The organism is Leifsonia poae (genome assembly GCF_027921845.1).
In the GTDB taxonomy this organism is placed as follows: domain Bacteria; phylum Actinomycetota; class Actinomycetes; order Actinomycetales; family Microbacteriaceae; genus Leifsonia; species Leifsonia poae.
On sequence record NZ_BSEN01000012.1, the window covers coordinates 1 to 18,493 of the forward strand.

The following is an 18,493-nucleotide window of genomic DNA, read 5'->3' on the forward strand; positions in this document are numbered from 1 at the left end:
ACACGATCTTGTCCACATTCGGCTTCATGCCACCGTTGTAGTACTTGTTCTTCGACATCGTGATCGACTGACCCGGCGTCCACGCCGACACGTAGAACGCGCCGGAGGAAACCACCAGATCCTTATCGGTCGGGTACGCGGTGATGTCGTAGCCGGTGTTGACGAAGTCAGCAGCCTTCTTCAGCGTCGCGTCCGGGGCGGCCGGAGCAGCCTTGTCGCCCTTCGGCAGACCCTTCAGCAGCTTCGTCAGGTCAGCAGCCGACGACAGGCCGGCCTTCTTCGCCACGATGTGCGCCGGCTGCGCGATCGGGTTGAACAGCTCCCAGTCCACGAACGGCTTCGCGTACTTCAAGGTGATCGTCTGGTTGTCGTCGCTGACCTCGGGGTACGCGGTCTGGTCGATACCAGCCGTACCGGCAGCAGGCGTGAAGTACTGGGTCCCCTTCAGGACCTTGCCCGTCGCCGGGTCCAGCGTCGCCGAGTCGTAGTACCCGGACTGCATCGCCCAACCGAGGACCATGTCATCAGCAGTGATGGGCTGGCCGTCGGACCACTTGTCCGCCTTGTTCAGCGTGTACTTCACCGTCAGCGGGTCATCCGACGTCTTCTCGAACTTACCGAACGTGTTGTCGTGGACGATCTTGAAGTTGTCATCGATGTACTGGAAACCCGAACCATACGAGCCATCCAGGTAACCGACCTGACCGTTGGTGTCCACGTTGCCCTGCGGCGTCGATGGGTTCAGCGACGTCAGGTCGTTGACGACCGCGACCGACACCGTGCCGCCCTTCGACGCCGTCGATCCGGCCGGGCTGGCAGACGTGGTGCAGGCAGACAACGCGAGAGCTGCGACGCCCGCGAGAGCGACCGCGCTGACCGCGTACCTGACCTTACTTCCCTTGAAATGCAATGTTCCTCCTGCTGTGAAGTGCGCGATGATGCGCCGATGCGCTGACCGCGTTGGACAAAAGTGACCCCGGGAGCGCACGCGCACGGCGAACCGCGACCGCTGGCTGATTCGGGGGTGGGGACGATGGATGTCGGGTGTTCGTCCGAGATCAGTTTTGCACTGACTCCTCCTCTCCCAGCGCGGAGAACGCGCTCAGCGGTACTGGTTTGACCGGCACGTGGGCGGAGAAGTGGCCGACCTGATCGATCGAGCGACCGCTGCGGGCACCGACGATGGCGGCGACCGCCGTCTCGCAATAGCGGCCCTGGCACGGTCCCATGCCGCTGCGGCATTCGAGTTTCACGGCGCTGGCCGTGTCGAGGTGCGGGTTCTTGTCGAGCACCGTTTCGATGGTGCGCCGGCTGACCAGCTCGCAGCGGCAGACCGTGGTCGCCGGGGTGGCCAGGGCGAGGAGGGCGTCGCGATTCGGCTCGAACATGGTCTCGACGACGCGCGAGAACCGGCGGGCGCGCCGGATCTCCCGGCGGGCGTCACGCAGGCCGGACACCATCGAGCCGCTGTCGGCCCGGCCGTCCGCTGCGGCCAGGTCGGCTGCGATCGCGAGCCCGGCGAGTCGTCCCTCGGCCCTGGACTGTTCGGCCCCGGCGACGCCGGTCGGCTCGCCCGCGACGTACACGCCGGCGATCGAGGTCGCCATCGCCTCGTCGTGCTCGACGATCCAGCCGCCTTTCGCGGAGTCCCAGCGCAGTGCGCAACCGAGTTGCCTCGCGAGCTCGGTCGAAGGCTGGAACCCGTAGCCGATGACCAGCGCATCCGTCGGCACCGCTCGGGACTCTCCGGTCGGGCGCCACTGACGGTCGACCGAGGCGAGCCGCACTGCCGCCACGTGCCCATCGCCCTCTGCCGCGGTCACGATGGTGCGCGTCGAGATGCGCACTCCGGCCCGGAGCAGCCGCGCAACCGACGCCGCCGTCTCGGCGAAGAGTCCGACGTGCCCCGGCACCGCGGGCAGCGCGCGGATGGCCTCGCCGAACCCGGGCAATCCTCGCGCGAAGGCGATCTCGGCGATGTCCGCCCCCGCCGCGCGGAGCTGTTCCGCCACCACGAGCAGAAGCGGATGCGACCCCGCCAGCACCAGGCGCTCGGCGACCAGCAGGCGCTGGCTCTTCGCGAAGCCCTGGACGGCTCCGGCCATCATCACTCCGGGCAGCGTCCAGCCGGGGAAGGCGACGGGGAGGTCGTATGCGCCGGTCGCGATGAGCAGGCGGCGCGCGCGGATCCGTTTCGAGCCGTCCGGGCCGACCAGACCGATGCTGAGCGTGGTTCTGCCACCCGAGGTCTCGGGGAAGACGCCGAACGCTGTCGCCCCTGACAGCCACTGGATACCGGGATGGGCGTCGGCGGCGGCGAGCAGATCGGCCGCCCACGGATAGCCGGCGGGAGACGCTGCCGGTCTTCCGCCGAACTCCACGGGAGGCCGGCGGAAGATCTGGCCGCCCGGGCGCTGCTGCTCGTCGATGACCACGACTCGGATGCCCTGCTCCGCAGCGGCGAGGGCGGCCGCGATGCCCGCGGGTCCCGCACCGATCACAGCGAGGTCGTGCATGTCAGTCTCCTTGTCCGGTGCGGATGCTCATCCCGTCGGCCACCGGGGTGAGGCAGGCGCGGGTGAGGGGGATGCCGTCGACGACCACCGAGCAGTCGAAGCAGGTGCCCATGTTGCAGAGCGGCTGCCGCGGCTCGCCGCCGCGGGTCGCGAACGCGGTCACCCCGTCGGCCAGGAGGACGGTGGCGATCGTCTCGCCGGCGAAGCACGCCACCGGCATGCCGTCGACGTCAACGGTGACCGGCTGCTGGCGTTCGCGGGGCAGTCGCCTGCTCTCAGACATGGGCGAGACCTCCGAATCGCAGGGGCTGATAGGGAGCCATCTCGATCGCCGTGCTGCGCCCCTGGGCCAGATCGGTCAGGATGCGCGCGAAGCTCGGACCCAGCGTGAAGGCCGAGCCGCCCGTCGCGACGAAGACACCGGGCCGCCCGGGCACCTCGCCGGCCAGCGGCAGCTGGTCGGGCGTGACGGTGGTCGTGCCGACCCAGGTGCGCAGCACCGGAAGTGACGCCAGACGTGGCACCACGCGCATGGCGGCCAGCGCGTTGCCGGCGACGGACTCCTGGATCAGGTGGGGTCGCGCCGAAAGATCGGGGCGCCCGTCGGCATCGGTGGCGAGTCGCGCCGGCCATCCTCCCCCGACGAGCACGGTTCCGTCGGATGACTGTTTCAGCGACAGCCGGGTCCCCGCATGCTGAACGAGGTGCGGGATGAACGAGGGCGTCTTCGCGATGACCGACATCGTGAGCGCCAACGGGATCGTCGACAGGTGCACATCGAGCATCGCTCCGAGCTCCGACGTCCACACGCCGCCGGCGAGCATCACGGTCTGAGCGTGGAACGAGCGCGCCGTGCTGCTCCCATCGGCGTCGACCGACGAGGTCTCGACCCGCCACAGGAGCCCGTCGCGTTCGATCGCTGTGACCTTCGTGCGGGTCAGGATGCTCGCTCCGAGCCGCTTCGCGCCGCGCGCCAGCGCCGGCCCGGCCCGGCGGGTGTCCGCCTTGCCCTCGAGCGGGCAGAAGGCGGCGGCCACCACGGACTCCGACAGGTACGGCGCGATGGAGCGCACCTCGTCGCCGTCGAGGAGGGTCACGTCGAGCCCCCACGACCGCTCGAGCTCGGCCTTCCGTTCGAGAACAGCGGCCTGTTCCGCGTTCTCCGCCAGCATCAGGCCGCCGTTCTGAACCACCCCGACCGACTCCCCGAGCTCGTCGCCGAGACGAGCCCAGTGATCGGCGGCGTCGAGGTGCAGCGGCATGGCTTCTGCGGCCTGCCGTGCCGCCTCGAGACCGTGCTCGACCATCCGGTATTCGAGCTGGAAGTGCAGGCTGCCCGCGTTCTGCCCCGATGCGTGCTGGTTGAGCTGATCGCGTTCGAGCAGCACCACGTCCGCCCCGTCGCGAGCGAGCATCCAGGCCAGAGCAGAGCCGAGCAGTCCACCGCCGACGACGACCGAGTCGACGACCGTGCTCACGAGAGTGGAACGGTGTCGACGCCGAGACCTTCCAGCGTCGAACGCACGATCTGAACCTGGTCGTCCGTGAGCTCGAGCAGGGGACGGCGCACGTAACCGGCCGGCACGCCACGCAGCCGCAGCGCGGTCTTCATGATCGCCTGCGCGTTTCCGAACTGCGCCCCGTAGTCCTGGGTGAACCAGCGCTGCATCACGACGCGGTCGCGCGCCCCGAGGGTCAGCGCCCGGTCACGATCGCCGGCGGCCAGCGCCCGCCAGAAGTCGGGATGATCGGAGCCGAGCGGGGCGCCGGAGCCCATCAAGCCGTCGCCGTGGCCGAGACCGACGAGATCCGCGCCGAGCTCGCTGGTCGGGATGCCGAAGTAGCGCACGCGATCCGCCAGCGCGTAGAGGCCGTTGAGGAAGCCGGCGGTGTCGCCCGTCGAGTTCTTGATGGCGACCACGTTCTCGATCTCGGCGAGCTCGGTGAGCAGCTCGGTGTCGAGGTCGACGATGCAGCCGCGCGGCCAGTTGTAGATGCAGATCGGGATGTCCGTCGCATCGGACACCTCCTGATAGAAGGCGACGATCTCGCGCCTCGTCGGCACGATGTACGGCGGAGGGGTGAGGAGGATCCCGTCGAGACCGGCTCGCTCGGCGGCGTGCGCATGACGGATCGCCTCGGCGGCGGTGAAGGCGTTGCAGCCGCCCAGCACCCACATCGACGAGCCGGCGATCCGACCGCCCTGGCGGAACAGCTCCGCGCGCTCCGCCTCGCTCAGGCTGAACCATTCCCCGGTGGTCCCGGCGAGCACGACACCGTGCATCCGCTCAGCGGAGAGCCATCCGAGCTGCTGCTCGAACGCGTCGAAATCGAGTTCGCCGTCCCGCGTGAAGGGGGTCGTGATGGCCGGGATGTAGCCGTGCCACTCCACACTGTCGCGGTTCATCGGTTGTCCTCTCCGGCCGGCGCGTCCGTCGGGTCGATATCGGTGGCGTGGTGGTGAACGATCCGCCAGCCGTCGTCGCCGCGGCGGACGACGTCGGTGACACGAACCAGCTCGGTGACCGGCGCGCCCGCCGTTGCCCGCACTTCGAGCAGATAGCGGATCACCCCCGTGTCGCCCCAGCGATCGGCGACGACACCCGTCGGCTCGACGAGCGGGAGGGGCGTGGTGCGGTCTTCCGGAGCGATCGCCGGTCCACGCAGCTCGTCGAGCTCGGCGATGCCGTGCAGCAGCCGCGGATCGGCGGTCTCCCACACGGTCACGCCGGGGTCGAGCCGAGCGTCGAACGCCCCGCGATCGGCGAGGTGGGCATAAAGGTCGGCGACGAACCCGTGGAGTTCGTCGACGGACGAATCCGCGGGATCGGTGTACTGCACAGTGGTGCCTTTCGTGGTCATCGGTCGGCCAGGAGCGTGGCGCGGAGCGGGCCGAGGCCCATCGGGCCTGCGCCCAGGGCGTCGCTGTGGAATCGTTTGAGATCGAAGTCGGCGCCGAGGCGCTCGCGGGACTGCTCGCGGGCGTCGCGCCAGAGCTTGGCGCCGACCTTGAACGCCAGCGCCTGGCCCGGCCAGCCGAAGTACCGGTCGACCTCGAAGATCGCCGTGTGGTCATCCGTCATCGCGAGGTCGCGCAAGAAGGTGCGGGCGAGCTCCGGGGTCCAGGTGGTCGCGTCGGTGAGCGAGTTCCCGGGGATCGGACGGTTCGTGTGCAGCCCCAGATCGGCGACGATGCGCACCGAACGCCAGATCTGGCCGAACACCATACCGAGACGTTCGGCCGGCGTCCGGATGAGGCCCAGCTCGTCGGCGAGACCCTCCGCGTAGTGCGCCCAGCCTTCGGCATACCCGTGCACCTCGCACAGGTAGCGCTGCCACGGGTGCAGTGACGCGTTCGCCCGGTTGATGGCGTGCTCCAAGTGGTGGCCGGGAACGCCCTCGTGGTGCACGCTGGTGACCTCGTGCCAGGTGGCGATCGACGACCTGCCCCGCGGGATGGTCCACACGATCTTGCTCGGGCTGCTCCCGTCGGGCGCGCCGGGCAGGTAGTAGACGACTCCGGAGGCCGCCTCGGTGACGACGCACTCCACCTCGCCGATGTCGGACGGAAGGTCGAAGGCCGTGCCGTCGAGCTGCGCGATGGTCTGGTCGACACGATCGCGCAGCCACGCCGAGATCTCGTCGCGACCGGAGAGCGCCTGCTCTCCGGTCGCTTCCAGCAGTGCAACGGCGCGGCGGGTGACGTCGGCGTCCACCGGGGTCTGCGTGAGCTCGGAGGCGATACGGCGCGATTCGCCGACGAGGCGCTCCAGTTCGCTCCATCCGTAGGCGTAGATCTCGTCGAGGTCCAGGTCGCTCCCGAGGAAGGCGCGCGAGGTGGCCTGGTAGACCTCTTCGCCCACCGCATCCTGCACGGGCGCGTCGGCGGACAGGTCGGATCTGAGGAACTCTTCGAAGGCGGCGAAGGCCGCACTCGCCTCGGCCGCGAGGCTAGCGAGCCGGGCGGTGCGCGTGGCATCGAGCCCCTCGGTTCGCAGCGATCCGAAGTAGTCCATGCCGTCGGGATCGATCCACGACGCGATCTGGTCGGCGACCACAGCGACCTGGGTCGCACCCGCGACCCCGCCCCCGCTGAACCGACCGCGGGCGCCCTCGTCGCGCGACCATTCGAGCCGTCGACGCAGGTCGGCGAGGGTCGCGGGCACTGCGGCCAGGCGAGCCAGAACGGCATCACCGGCGGCGTCTGCGGTCACCACCGTGTCGTCGAACGCCTCGCGGATGAAATGCACCGGGGTCGCCAACGGGGCGAGGAGGCGCGGCGTGAACCCGGTGTCGAACAGCGACACCTCGCTGTCGAGGCGTTCGATCATCGCGGCGTGCAGGCCACGATCCCCAGGGCTCACCTCACTCGGATCGAGGGCACGGAGCTCTGCGGCGGTCGACTCGTCCAGCGCCCGGCGTGCTTCGGCCCATCCGGGCGTGAAATCGGGCAGGCGGTCCGCCGCCTGCCGGCCGAGCGCCTGTGCGGCGGCCGGCTCATGCGGGGCGAGCGAGTCCAGATAGCGGTCGGCGATGGCGCGCACCGCGCTCATCGGGTGGCCTCCTGGTCGTCCCGGTACACGCGGCCGTCTTTCATCACCCAGTCGATTCCACGCAGCGCCGAGACGTCGCTGGTCGGGTCGTCGGCCATCGCCACGAAGTCCGCGCGGGCGCCGACCCTGATCGTGCCGAACGACTCGTCGCCGATCAGCTCGGCTGCACGCGACGTCGCCGAGCGCATCACATCGAGGGGCGACATGCCGGCGTCGACCATGAACTCCATCTCGCGAACGGTCGCCGTGGTTCCGTCGAAGCCGGCGGCGGGAGGCATGTCGGTGCCCATGGCGATCTTGACGCCGCTGGCGATGGCGTTCTCCAGACTCTCCCAGTGCCGGGGTCCTGCCCCCAGCGCCCGCTCCTTCATCCATGCGGGGACGCCCTGCTCATCGAAGAAGTCGGCGCACCGGCTCACCGTGATCGTCGGCACGTACCAGACGCCGTGCTCGGCCATCAGGTCGGTCGTCTCGCGGGTCAGCTCGTAGCCGTGCTCGACGCAGTCGAGGCCGAGCCGGATGGCGCGGTCGAGCGTCGACGACGGGCCGACGTGCGCCGTGACCTTGCGGCCCCAGTCGTGGGCGACCTGGATGACCGCCGCCATCTCGTCGTCGAACAGCTGCGGGGTGTCGATCTGCTCGTGCTCTCCCGCGATGCCGCCGGACACGCACACCTTGATGAGGTCGGCGCCCTCGCGGATCTGGAGCCGCGTGAGCCTGCGGAAGTCGTCGGGTCCATCGCCTTCCAGCGCATCGGACTCCCAGCCGTGGCCTCCCGTGCAGCACAGAGCGTGGCCGGCGGTGAAGATGCGTGGTCCGTCGACCGCTCCGGCGCGCACGCCGCGGCGCAGCGCGAAGTCGAGATAGCGGCTCTCTCCGACGAGTCGAACCGTCGTCACGCCGGCGAGCAGGGTGCGTCTGGCCGAGTCGGCCATCACCAGCAGCAGGTCGCCGTCGGAGCCGCCGGAGACGAGGTCGCCCGCCGTGCCAGGGAGCGCCAGCCCGAAATGCACGTGCATGTTGATCAGCCCGGGCGAGAGCACCCGGCCTCCGAGATCGATGCGGCGGGCATCCGGTGCTGCGGCGCGCACGACGTCCGCCTCCTCACCGAGAGCGACGATCGTCCCCTCCCGGTCGATCTCGATCGCGTGTCCCGTGAGGAGCTCGCCGCTCGTGCCGTCGAACAGGCGGGCGCCGGTCAGCAGCGTTCCGGTCGAGGCGTCGACGATGGTGTCAACCGACATGGGTGTTCCTTTCCTGGATGGCCGCCGACGTCGCGCCTGCGGCCTTCCGGCGTACGGTCTTGGGGCCGATCACCGGGATCGCGGCGATCAGCGTCTTGGTGTAGTCGTGGGCGGGCTCGTTCCAGACGCGCTCCGACGGGCCGCGTTCGACGATCTCACCGGCGTACATCACCGCCGTCTCATCGGCGATGGCGCGCACCAGCGAGAGGTCATGGGAGATGAACAGCATCCCCATGTCGAGTTCGCGTACGAGCCCGGTGAGGAGTGTCACGATCTGGGCCGACGAGAAGGCGTCGAGCGCCGTCACCGGCTCATCGGCGATGACCAGCGACGGGCGGGCACCGAGCGCCCGCGCGATCGCGAGACGCTGGCGCTGGCCGCCCGAGAACTGGTTGGGGTAGCGGCCGCGGCTGTCGGGGTCGAGCCCGACCAGTTGCAGCAACCGGATCGCCTCGGCCGCACGCTCTGGACCGGACAGCGGCGTGCGCACGCCGTCGAGCAGCTGGCTGCCGATGGTGCGGCGGGGGCTGAGGGAGGCATACGGGTTCTGGAAGATCATCTGCAGCCCGAGCGCGTCTTTGGCGCGGGCTCGGAGCCGCGAGGCCGCGAGCGGCCGGCCCTCGAACCGCACGGCACCGCTGGTCGGAGCCGCCAACCCGACGGCCACGCGAGCGAGTGACGATTTGCCGCAGCCCGACTCCCCCACCAGTCCCACGATCTGACCCGGGGCGACAGCGAGGCTGACGCCGCGCACCGCACGCACCGGTTCCTGCCCGCGGCGCTGGTGGGTCACGTGCACGTCATCGATCTCGAGCACGTTCATCAGTAGGTCCCTTCCACGGCCGCCTCGGCCTCTCGCTCCTGGGCGAGCGACTGTGCCCGCGACGCTATCAACGCCTTCGTGTATTCGTGCTCCGGGCGCAGCAGCACGTCCTCCGTCTCACCCGATTCCACGACTGCCCCGTCTTTGAAGACATAGGTGCGGTCGGCGATCGTCGAGAGCACGCCCAGGTCGTGCGTGATGAACAGCACGGACACCCCGGTCTCGTCGCGCAGCCGATCGAACAGCTGCAGGATGCCGGCCTGAACGGTCACGTCGAGTGCCGTCGTCGGCTCGTCCGCGATCAGCAGTCGGGGCTCGCAGGCCAGAGCGATGGCGATGGCGGCGCGCTGCCGCATGCCGCCGGAGAACTGGTGCGGGTACGAACGCAGCGCCTTGCGCGGCTCGGCGATCCGCACCTGGTCGAGAAGGTCGACGGCGCGCTCCACGGCCTCCTTCTTGCCGATCCCCAGGTGGTGCCGCATGTGCTCGGTGATCTGGGTGCCGATCGTGAGCAGTGGATGCAGTGCCGCCGTCGGATCCTGGAAGACCATTGCGATGCGGTTGCCGCGCACATGACCGAGGTCGCGCTCCGCCAGCGTCAGCAGGTTGCGATCCTCGAACGTCACCGCCCCGGAGGTGCGCGCGCCCGTGGGCAGGATGCCGAGGATGGCCGAGGAGGTCATCGTCTTGCCGGAACCGCTCTCGCCCGCGAGTCCGACGATCTCGCCTTCGCCGATGGTCAGGGTGGCGTCGCGCACGACGTCGACGTAACCCGACGACGTCGGAAGCGAGACCCTCAGCGCGTCGATGGTCATCATCGGCCTCATCGCAGCCTCCCCGTCCGGTTGCGCGGATCCAAGTAGTCCTGGACGCTGTCGCCGAGCATGTTGAACGCGAGCACGATGGTGAGGATCGCGAGCCCGGGGAACAGGCTGATCCACCAGTTCGAGAGGTTCTGCGAGCCGAGCGCGATCATGGCGCCCCATTCCGCCGCCGGCGGGCGCGGGCCGAGGCCCAGGAACGAGAGCGCCGCGAGCATCAGGATCGCGTTGCCGAGCTCGATGGTCGCCATCACCAGTGCCGGGCCGGCGCTGTTCGGGATCACGTCCTTGACGATCGACTTGATCGTGCCCGAACCGAGCAGGTGCCCGGAGACCACGTACTCCTGCTCGCGAACGCTGAGCACCGAGCTCCGGATAATGCGCGCGTACAGCGGCCAGGACACGATCACCAGCGCGAGCACCGCGTTCCCGGTGCTCGGCCCGAAGGCCGCCGTGACGGCCATCGCGAGGATGATCTGCGGGAAGGCCAGCACCAGGTCGGCCAGGCGCATCGCCACCGTGTCGACGGCGCGGCCGAGGTATCCCGCGAGCAGGCCGATGATGCCCCCGACCAGCAGTGAGAGGGCGACGATCACGACCGCGAGCGGCAGCGAGAGCCTGGTGCCCACGATCACCCGGCTGAGCACATCGCGCCCGAGCTCATCGGTACCGAACCAGTGGGCCCCGGTCGGCGGCTGCAGATTTGCGCCGACGGTCTTGAGCGGGTCGTACGGCGCGATCCAGGGCGCGAAGACGGCCAGCAGGGCCCAGATCGCGATGACGGCCATCGAGACGACGGTCCACGGGCGGAGCCAGACGGAGCTGAACTGCGACCGGAGCAGGCGATCGGTACCGGCACGGCGGCCGGCACGCACGAGGGTCTCGGCGGGAGGGGGCATAGCGGTCATTTCGATCCGATCCGGGGGTCGACGACGCTGTACAGCACATCGACGAGCAGGTTGATCAGGGTGTAGACGAGCGCGACGAACAGGGTCACGCCGAGAATCGACTGGAGGTCGAGCGAGAGCGCACTCTTGTAGGCGTACTGTCCGAGCCCGGGCCAGCTCAGGATCTGCTCGACAAGCACAGCGCCTCCCAGCAGGGACGCCATCGTGAGGCCCGAGACGGTCAGCACCGGGAGCAGGCCGGCACGGAAGACGTGTCGCCAGGTGATGGTGCGACGCGGCAGACCCTTGGCGACAGCGGCGCGGATGTAGTCCGAGTCGAGGACTTCGAGCATGGATGACCGGACGAAGCGCAACAGCCCCGAGATCGTGAGGAACGCCAGGATGGCCACCGGCAGCACGAGGTGCCACGCGGCATCCCAGAACACGTCGAGCTGGCCGGAGAGCAGGGCGTCCACCGTGTACATGCCGGTGATCGTGGGCGGCGGGTCGAAGCTGTTGCTGAGGCGACCGCCGTTGGGCACCCAGCCGAGCACGTAGAAGAAGATGTAGAGCGCGACGAGCGCGAGCCAGAAGGGCGGCGTCGACAGACCGGTGAGCGAGAGCACCCGGATGCCGTTGTCGGTCGCGCTGCCCTTGCGCATCGCCGAGAGGATGCCCAGGCCGACCGCGATCACGATGGCGATGATCATCGCGGGGACGGCGATCTCGATCGTCGCGGGGATGTACTGGCCGAGATCCTGCACGACTGGACGATGCGTCTGCTGAGACGTGCCGAGGTCGCCGTGCAGGATGTTCCACAGGTAGCGGCCGTACTGCACGATCAGGGGCTGATCGAGACCCCACTTCTGGCGGAACGCCTCCCGGATGGCCGGGTCGTCGTACGCCTGCTGCGAGAGGTTCGCCGCCGCCGGGTCGCCGGGCACCACGCTCACCAGGATGAACGTGACGACGGTGACACCCCAGAGCAGCACGATCGTCGTGAGCACACGCTTCGCGATCGTCTTCACGAGAGGGGGCATGTCAGGTCTTTCGGGAATCGCGCGCAGGTCGGGGCTGCGCAGAGCGTGTGTGGAACGGAGGAAGGGGATACGGTGCCGGCGCGCCGCACAGGAGGCCCGCCGGCACCGCGTTCAGGGGGACCGGCTACTTGCTGCTGACCGCAGCGAGGTCGACGGTCCAGCCGGCGGGCGAGTAGACAGCGCCCTTCAGGTTGCCCGCCGCCACGACGATGCCGGAGTTGTTGGCGAGCGGGATGTACGGCGAGGTGGCGTTCATGACCTTCTGCCATTCCTGCATCGCCGCGCTGCGGGCATCCGCGGTGGTGGCCGCCAGCACGGCCTTGCCTGCTGCCACAGCCGACGCGTCGGCGCGCTCGACGGTCCAGCCGGTGCGCAGCGAGGTGCTCGCTCCCGGGGCCATGTTGTTGACCAGCGATGCGGCGACCGGATAGTTCAGGCTGTTCGGCGAGAACCCGATCTCGTTCTTACCGGCGGACTGCGAGTCGAGGAAGACGTTGATCGGCTGCGGGGTCAGCTCGATGTCGATGCCCGCCTCCTTGGCGTCGGACTGGACCTTGGTGACCACGGTGCCGAGGTCCACGCCGCGGTACGTGATGGCCGGGTAGATGAGCTTGGCCTTGGGGTTGCTGAGACCGGCGCCGGCGAGGAGCGACTTCGCCTGGGCGACGTCGCGCTTGGGGGCATCCGATTCGGGCAGGGCGCCGGCGAACGCGGGCGGCACGAGACCCGCTGCGGGCGTCGCGTCCTTGCCGAACAGCTTGGCGATGCCCACGTTGTCGATCGAGGCGCGCAGTGCCTTGACGAAGGCCGGGTTCGAGGTGATCTTCGAGACCGACGGGTCCTGGTTGAGGCTCAGGAAGTACGAGGTGTCGGGAACGCCGGACACCTGCACGGTCGACGGCAGGCCCTCCGAGAGCGCACCCGACAGGTCGAGCGCCATCTCGTCGCCGGCCGACTTGGTGATCGTGAGCTTCTGGTTCTGCACGTCGACGTTCTGCAGGACGACCCGGTTGTAGGCGGGAGCCGTGCCCCAGTACTTGGTGTTCGCCTTCAGCACGACCTTCGAGCTGGGGTCGTAGCTGCCGATCGTGTAGGGGCCGGAGCCGATCGAGTGGGTGTCGAGGTAGGTCCCGATCGTGTCGCTCGTCGCGGCGTCGGCCGCGTCGGTCGCGCCGTGCTTCTTCGCCTCCGCCGAGTTGAGGATGCCCGTGCTCGGCATCGCCAGGATCGTCGGGACATCCGGGTTGGGGATGTCCGACGTCACCACGACCGTCTTCGCGTCGGTCGAGCTGAATGCGAGTCCGGCGACGGTCTGCGACGCGCTGCCCTTGAGGTTCTGGAGGCGCTTGAGGCTGAAGACGACGTCGTCTGCGGTCAGCTTGCTGCCGTCGGAGAAGGTCACGTCGTCGCGCAGGTGGAAGGTGAACGTTTTCGCGTCGGACGAGGAGTCGAACGACGAGGCGAGGTCGGGCTGGATCTTCGAGACGTCGGAGCCGGCGAAGGTGACGAGCGTGTCGTAGATGCTGTGCACCGCGGTCGCACCGGTCTGCTCGTAGACCATTCCGGGGTCCAGCGTCTTCAGCACGAACGAGGTGTCGACTGTCAGGGTCTTCGATCCGCCGCCAGCGGACGAGGAGGTACCCGCGCATGCAGTGAGCGCCATCGGGATCGCGGCGAGACCCGCAACGACCGCGAGCACTCGTTGAGATTTGTTCATCATTCTCGGTCCATACTTCCTTGTGATTTCGGAGAACGCCCGGGGCGATAGAGTTCCTGGACGGCTCAGCTGATGGTGCAGGAGGGCGATTTCCGGCAGCCTAGTTCAAGTACATTGAAATTTGTTAATCTGCATTGAACTTGTTACACAACGAAGGGGACCAACGACGTGTTGGGAGACAGACTCAAGGCACTGCGGCTCGAACGCGGAATGACCCTCAAGCAGCTCGCGGAGCTCTCGGGGCTCTCGGTCGGGATGCTCAGCCAGATCGAGAACGGAACCGCCGATCCGAGCCTGGTATCGCTCCGCAAACTCGCCGGTGTCTTCGAGGCCGCGATCTCGTCACTGTTCACGGATCCCGATGCCCCGCTCGTGCACGTGTCGTCCCCCGACCAGCGGCCGACGCTCGGCACCACCGGCGGAGAATTCTTCTACGAGCGGCTCACTCCCGGCCGTGGCGATCTCGAGATGCTGACGGCAACCATCCCGCCCGGCCTCGCCAGCTCACCGAAGCTGCACGCGCACCCGTCGACGGAATGCGCCTTCGTCATCTCGGGCGAGCTGCTCGTCGAGATCGGCGACACGGAGTACACGCTGGGCGCCGGCCAGTCGATCACGTTCGACTCCCGCCAGGGCCACCGCTACGTGAACGCCTCCGACTCCGAGACCTCCATCGTCATCGCCGTCACCCCGCCCACGCCCTAGCCTCGCCGCGAGAGGTGGCCTCAGCGGCGCAGCAGGCCGTCCGGCCCGAAGGCGAGCCGCGCGAAGCGCTGGCCCATGAGCTGCTGCACGTCGTCGGCCGGGTGCAGATTGTCGGGCATCGGCATCCGGGCGTTGTCGTCCGCGCCGTACAGCCGCAGGCCGTCGAGGTAGTGCAGGTTCGCGTCCGTGCGGGAGCGCTCGCCGACGATCCGCAGCAGTTCCGCGCGGATCACGGTGAGGCTGAGCTTGCCCTCGAGCACCTCCGCGGGCGTTCCGGCCGAGATCGTCCAGAGATCGCTCCGCGTCGGGTCCTGGATCGTCGGGCCGGCCGACTCCTCGACCGGGCCGCAGAAGATCGGCGAGATCACGAGTAGCGGCGCATCCGGATGGCCGTCCCGGATGGTGTCGAGGAAGCCGTGCACGGCCGTGCGGAACACGCGCAACCGCATCTGGTCGCCGTTCACGATGTTGATGCCGACCTTCACGCTGATGACGTCGGCCGGAGCATCCCGCATCGTTCGCGCCGTGAGCTGATCGAGCATCGCATTGCCTGAGAAGGCGACGCTGGTGAGCTCGACACCGGATGCCCGGGCCGCGGTCACCGGCCAGGTGCGACTGGTGCGCGTCGCCGCATAGCCGTGACTGATCGACGAGCCGTGGTGCAGCCAGCGCAGCGTGGTCACCGGCGCCGGCGGTTCGACCGGGGCATCCGCTCTGAGCGCGAGCAGTTCGATCTCGTCGCTGTACGGCAGCCACAGCTCGACGTCTTTGGGATCCGGGCCCAGCCCGGTGAAGCGCAGCGTGTCCGCCTCGCCCGCGACCACGTAGGCGTCCGGCCGCTCGAAGGTGAAGACGAAACGGTTGCCCGCCGACGAGGGTTGCGCCTGCACCAGTTCGCCATCGACCACCAGCTCGTAGAGCGCATCCGGCATCGGCGCCGTCTCGCTCTCGATCATCTTGGTGGCGAGCACGTCGAGTTCGATCACCGTCGCCGTCGTGCGGAACGCGAGACGGATGCCCGCGCTCTGCGACACCGCGGCCAGCATGAAGTCGTCGGGGATCTGCTCCCACTGGGCGGCGCCGAGCCTCCGCGGGAGCAGGCCGCGTGCGGTCCGCTCGACGCGGATGGCGCCGCGGATCTCGACGGCACCCCCCTCGAGCGGCGCGTCGATCAGGATGCTCGGGTCGGTCGCCGCCTCGCGGGTCACTCCTCCTCCACGCGCCCGTCGGCGTGGATCGTGTAGCTGCGTCCGGCCGCCCGATACCCCGTCAGAGTCGCGTCGGGGTCGAGACGCGCGGCGCATCCGTCGGCCGTCACCGTGCCGTCGATGCCGACCCGCGCCCCGAAGACGGACTCCAGGATCATCGCCACCCACGCGCCCGACGACGAGCACGACCAGTCGTTGATGTACGGGAGCTGCGGCGGAGCCTTGCGCGCACCTCCGTTGATCCCGGGCAGGGCCTCCTCCACGAAGTGCGCCTGGCCGGCGGGCCCCTGGTTCGTCGAGCGCACCAGACCGTCGAGCCACGGGAGCGCGACGTCCTCGGCGCCGAGCGCGATGAGCGAGCGGGCTGCGTCGGCCGGCCACGCCGGGTACGCGCCGTTCCACTGGTGGTCGGGCCGCACGCTGAAGCTCGCATCCGGATCCCACGGAGAGAGGGCGCGCATCCAGTTGTCGGTCTGCAGGTCGTGCTCGAAGAACCGCACCATCTCCTGCCGGATCCGCGGGTCGAGATCGGCCGCGATCGTGGTGCCGACGATGTTGAAGTCGTAGCAGTGCTTCACCGGGATGCGCGTGCCGTCGGGCTGGCCGGCGGCGAAATGGCCGGTGCCGTCGAGGTAGAGCGCGAGCACGTCGGGCAGCAGGCGCTCGGCGTCGGCCCTCAGCCGTTCCGCCCCGTCGGCGTCGCCCAGACGCTCGCGGAGGTCGGCCGCCGTGCGCAGGTTCCACACGTTCGCGGCGTTGAGGCTCGCCACCTCGTGCGTGTACGAGCTGACGCATTCGAGCAGGTTGTCGATCTCGCCGTAGTCGGCGAGCGCACTCGCGCCGCGCAGCCCCTTCCAGGCGTCCGCCCACTCGACCACGTGGTCGGCGACGGGGGCCGCCTCGCGATCGCCCGCTCCGACGAGTTCCTCGAGGAAGCCCGCGTCGCCGGTGTGCCGCACGTAGTCGTCGACGAGGCGCGTCATGGCGTAGTCGTTCACCGAATACCACCGGCCGACCGGGTCGCCGGTGAGCGAGGAGGTTCCGAAGTGGGTGTGGATGTCGCTGGCGATCCAATGCAGCAGCTGCCGCCGCATCTCATCCGGATCGAGCATCGAGTGCACGACCGAGCTGAGGCTGTAGTCCCAGATGAAGGTGGTCGTCGCCCAGTAGTGCGGCATCAGGGTGTCGTAGCTGCGGCCGAGGACGTTGCCGTCGAACTCGCGGCGGAACCAGATCACGCCCAGCGCTCCCCACCAGTAGAGGCGGCGGAGGGTTTCCGAGCTCGTGGCCAGCGCAGGCAGATGGCCGGAGTACTCGGTGTTGCCGGGGGTGAAGATCGCTGCGAGCTGGCCGTTCCACATGGTCTCGGCAGCCGTGACGGCCGCGGGAACGTCGGCCGCGACGCGGTCGAACACGGCGACGGCCGCGGCGCGAGTGGTCGCCGTCGCCTGTACGTAGCCGAATCGGCCGGTCGCACCCGGCTCCAGCTCGAGCACCGTCGACAGCTCACCGCCGCGGCCCGCGCCGCCGATCCCGACCTCGAACTCGTCCACCGGGGTCGGGGGGACAGCGCTCTTGGCGACCCGCGCCATCCGGTCGATGCCCTGCACGCTCCACGCGGTCTGCCCGGGCGCCGCGAAGAGCAGCCGGTTGCCGTCGCCATCCACCTCGACCTCGTTGCGTTCACTCGGCGACTCCGCGTCGCCCCACGACCCGTCGGCACGAGTCACCCGGGCGTTGACCGCCAGGATGAGCGTCACCGATCGAGCGGCCCCGCTCCGGTTCGTCACACGCACGTCGACCGCGACCGCCGTCTCGCCGGGCACGCACACCGTAGTCGTCTCGATGTCGAGGTCGCCGACCGACGCACTGCGCACGACGCGATCAGGCCGCCACGCGTGCGCGATCGGGATGCCGTACGACTCGAACACGCGACCGTCGACGAACAGCGCCCCGGTCTGCGCGAGGCCCTGCGAGACCGGAGGGAAGGTCACCGCCTGCAGCGACACGAGGTCGTGCCCGACGACCGTCGTGCCGAGGAAGTTGGTGAGCCCGGGAGGCGCGATCAGGTCGTCGTAGTGGTGGGTGATCACGTCGGCGGCGAGGTCGTCGACCGTCGGGATGGTGCGGGGCATGGATGCTCCTAGCTGAGGTCAGTACTGGCCGAGTGCCAGACCGCGGGAGAAGAACTTCTGAGTGAACAGGAACAGCACGACCGTCGGCAGCGAGACCAGGATGCCGGCCGCGAGCACCGTCGACAGCTGGGCGCCGCCGTACGTGCTCTGCATTCCGGCCAGCGTGGTGACGATGGGCCGCACGTTGTCGGACTGGCTCAGCGTGAGGCCGAGCAGCAGGTCGTTCCAGATGAAGGTGGCCTGCAGGATGAACACCGCGATCAGTGCGCTCGTGGCCATGGGCAGGTAGAGCCGGAAGAAGATGCGCCAGCTCGAGGCACCGTCGACCACCGCCGCCTCGAACACGTTGTGCGCGATGCCGGTGAAGAAGTTGCGCATCACGAACGCCGAGAAGGGGATGGAGATCGCGGTGTACACGATGACCATACCGAGCTGGGTGTCGAAGAGTCCGGTGCGGGAGTAGCCGTCGAACAGCGGCAGCAGGATCATCTGAAGCGGGAAGACGGTTCCGCCGAAGATGAAGACGAACCACCAGAAGCCGTGCTTGAGACCGAGCGCCACGATCGCGAAGCCGACGGCGGCGCCGACGATCACGGCGACCAGCGGGGAGACGATCGAGTAGATGACGGTGCTGGCCAGGCTGCCGCCGAGGTTGCTGAGATTCCAGGCGTCCACCATGTTGCTGATGAGGTCGGTGCCGTTCGGGATCCAGGACTGACGGGAGTCGTAGGCCTGCGGCGACTTGCTCGCATTGATGACGAGCAGGTACACGGGCAGCAGCCAGATGAGGCCGAAGAAGATGAGAACGGCGGTGCGCCAGGCGCGGGATGCGGTCGATGACATC

The 18,493-nt window shown here is 69.0% G+C and carries 17 protein-coding genes; 1 reads left to right on the forward strand and 16 read right to left on the reverse strand.

From position 1 onward, the window contains the following. The 13 genes from PKE84_RS11890 to PKE84_RS11950 all read right to left on the reverse strand — a co-directional run. Positions 1 to 910 (reverse strand): ABC transporter substrate-binding protein (locus tag PKE84_RS11890; RefSeq protein ID WP_271177464.1); only part of this gene is annotated, 910 nt, incomplete at its 3' end. Between the two features lie 148 nt (positions 911 to 1,058). Continuing rightward, positions 1,059 to 2,516: an FAD-dependent oxidoreductase gene (locus PKE84_RS11895; protein ID WP_271177465.1), complete on the reverse strand. Its 1,458-nt coding sequence runs from the start codon at positions 2,514 to 2,516 to the stop codon at positions 1,059 to 1,061. A 1-nt stretch (position 2,517) separates the two neighbouring features. Continuing rightward, positions 2,518 to 2,799, reverse strand: coding sequence for a (2Fe-2S)-binding protein (locus PKE84_RS11900; RefSeq protein ID WP_271177466.1), 282 nt, complete (start codon positions 2,797 to 2,799; stop codon positions 2,518 to 2,520). After that, positions 2,792 to 3,994, reverse strand: a complete 1,203-nt coding sequence (locus PKE84_RS11905) for an NAD(P)/FAD-dependent oxidoreductase (protein WP_271177467.1) — start codon at positions 3,992 to 3,994, stop codon at positions 2,792 to 2,794. Before PKE84_RS11905 ends, PKE84_RS11900 begins: the two co-directional genes overlap by 8 nt. Further along, positions 3,991 to 4,923 (reverse strand): dihydrodipicolinate synthase family protein, encoded by a 933-nt coding sequence (locus tag PKE84_RS11910; RefSeq protein ID WP_271177468.1) that lies wholly within the window; start codon positions 4,921 to 4,923, stop codon positions 3,991 to 3,993. The genes PKE84_RS11905 and PKE84_RS11910 overlap by 4 nt, the downstream gene beginning before the upstream one ends. Then, positions 4,920 to 5,378 (reverse strand): nuclear transport factor 2 family protein, encoded by a 459-nt coding sequence (locus PKE84_RS11915; RefSeq protein ID WP_271177469.1) that lies wholly within the window; start codon positions 5,376 to 5,378, stop codon positions 4,920 to 4,922. The genes PKE84_RS11910 and PKE84_RS11915 overlap by 4 nt, the downstream gene beginning before the upstream one ends. After that, the gene (locus tag PKE84_RS11920; protein WP_271177470.1) at positions 5,375 to 7,069 is read right to left on the reverse strand and encodes a DUF885 domain-containing protein; all 1,695 of its coding nucleotides are present in this window, start codon (positions 7,067 to 7,069) and stop codon (positions 5,375 to 5,377) included. The genes PKE84_RS11915 and PKE84_RS11920 overlap by 4 nt, the downstream gene beginning before the upstream one ends. Beyond that, on the reverse strand, positions 7,066 to 8,313 hold the full coding sequence (locus PKE84_RS11925) for an amidohydrolase family protein (protein ID WP_271177471.1): 1,248 nt from the start codon (positions 8,311 to 8,313) through the stop codon (positions 7,066 to 7,068). The genes PKE84_RS11920 and PKE84_RS11925 overlap by 4 nt, the downstream gene beginning before the upstream one ends. Beyond that, positions 8,303 to 9,136, reverse strand: a complete 834-nt coding sequence (locus PKE84_RS11930; RefSeq protein WP_271177472.1) for an ABC transporter ATP-binding protein — start codon at positions 9,134 to 9,136, stop codon at positions 8,303 to 8,305. Before PKE84_RS11930 ends, PKE84_RS11925 begins: the two co-directional genes overlap by 11 nt. After that, positions 9,136 to 9,954: an ABC transporter ATP-binding protein gene (locus PKE84_RS11935; RefSeq protein WP_271177473.1), complete on the reverse strand. Its 819-nt coding sequence runs from the start codon at positions 9,952 to 9,954 to the stop codon at positions 9,136 to 9,138. The genes PKE84_RS11930 and PKE84_RS11935 overlap by 1 nt, the downstream gene beginning before the upstream one ends. 5 nt (positions 9,955 to 9,959) lie before the next feature. After that, positions 9,960 to 10,865 (reverse strand): ABC transporter permease, encoded by a 906-nt coding sequence (locus PKE84_RS11940; RefSeq protein ID WP_271177474.1) that lies wholly within the window; start codon positions 10,863 to 10,865, stop codon positions 9,960 to 9,962. Beyond that, positions 10,862 to 11,884: an ABC transporter permease gene (locus PKE84_RS11945; protein WP_271177475.1), complete on the reverse strand. Its 1,023-nt coding sequence runs from the start codon at positions 11,882 to 11,884 to the stop codon at positions 10,862 to 10,864. Before PKE84_RS11945 ends, PKE84_RS11940 begins: the two co-directional genes overlap by 4 nt. A 124-nt stretch (positions 11,885 to 12,008) precedes the next feature. Further along, positions 12,009 to 13,604 carry an ABC transporter substrate-binding protein gene (locus tag PKE84_RS11950; RefSeq protein WP_271177476.1) on the reverse strand — a complete coding sequence of 532 codons (1,596 nt, stop codon included), beginning with the start codon at positions 13,602 to 13,604 and terminating at the stop codon, positions 12,009 to 12,011. Positions 13,605 to 13,769: 165 nt separating this feature from the next. Between PKE84_RS11950 and PKE84_RS11955 the strand changes: the two genes are divergently transcribed. Continuing rightward, a complete protein-coding gene (locus tag PKE84_RS11955) occupies positions 13,770 to 14,306 on the forward strand; it encodes a cupin domain-containing protein (protein WP_271177477.1) in 537 nt (178 codons plus the stop codon). Positions 14,307 to 14,326: 20 nt separating this feature from the next. On the opposite strand, the gene PKE84_RS11960 is transcribed toward PKE84_RS11955, so the two are convergent. The 3 genes from PKE84_RS11960 to PKE84_RS11970 are packed head-to-tail and all read right to left on the reverse strand — an operon-like array spanning position 14,327 to position 18,492. Then, positions 14,327 to 15,514 carry an SGNH/GDSL hydrolase family protein gene (locus PKE84_RS11960; RefSeq protein WP_271177478.1) on the reverse strand — a complete coding sequence of 396 codons (1,188 nt, stop codon included), beginning with the start codon at positions 15,512 to 15,514 and terminating at the stop codon, positions 14,327 to 14,329. Continuing rightward, on the reverse strand, positions 15,511 to 17,649 hold the full coding sequence (locus PKE84_RS11965; protein ID WP_271177479.1) for a glucosidase family protein: 2,139 nt from the start codon (positions 17,647 to 17,649) through the stop codon (positions 15,511 to 15,513). The genes PKE84_RS11960 and PKE84_RS11965 overlap by 4 nt, the downstream gene beginning before the upstream one ends. An 18-nt stretch (positions 17,650 to 17,667) precedes the next feature. Then, a complete protein-coding gene (locus PKE84_RS11970) occupies positions 17,668 to 18,492 on the reverse strand; it encodes a carbohydrate ABC transporter permease (protein WP_271177480.1) in 825 nt (274 codons plus the stop codon). Position 18,493: the final 1 nt, after the last annotated feature.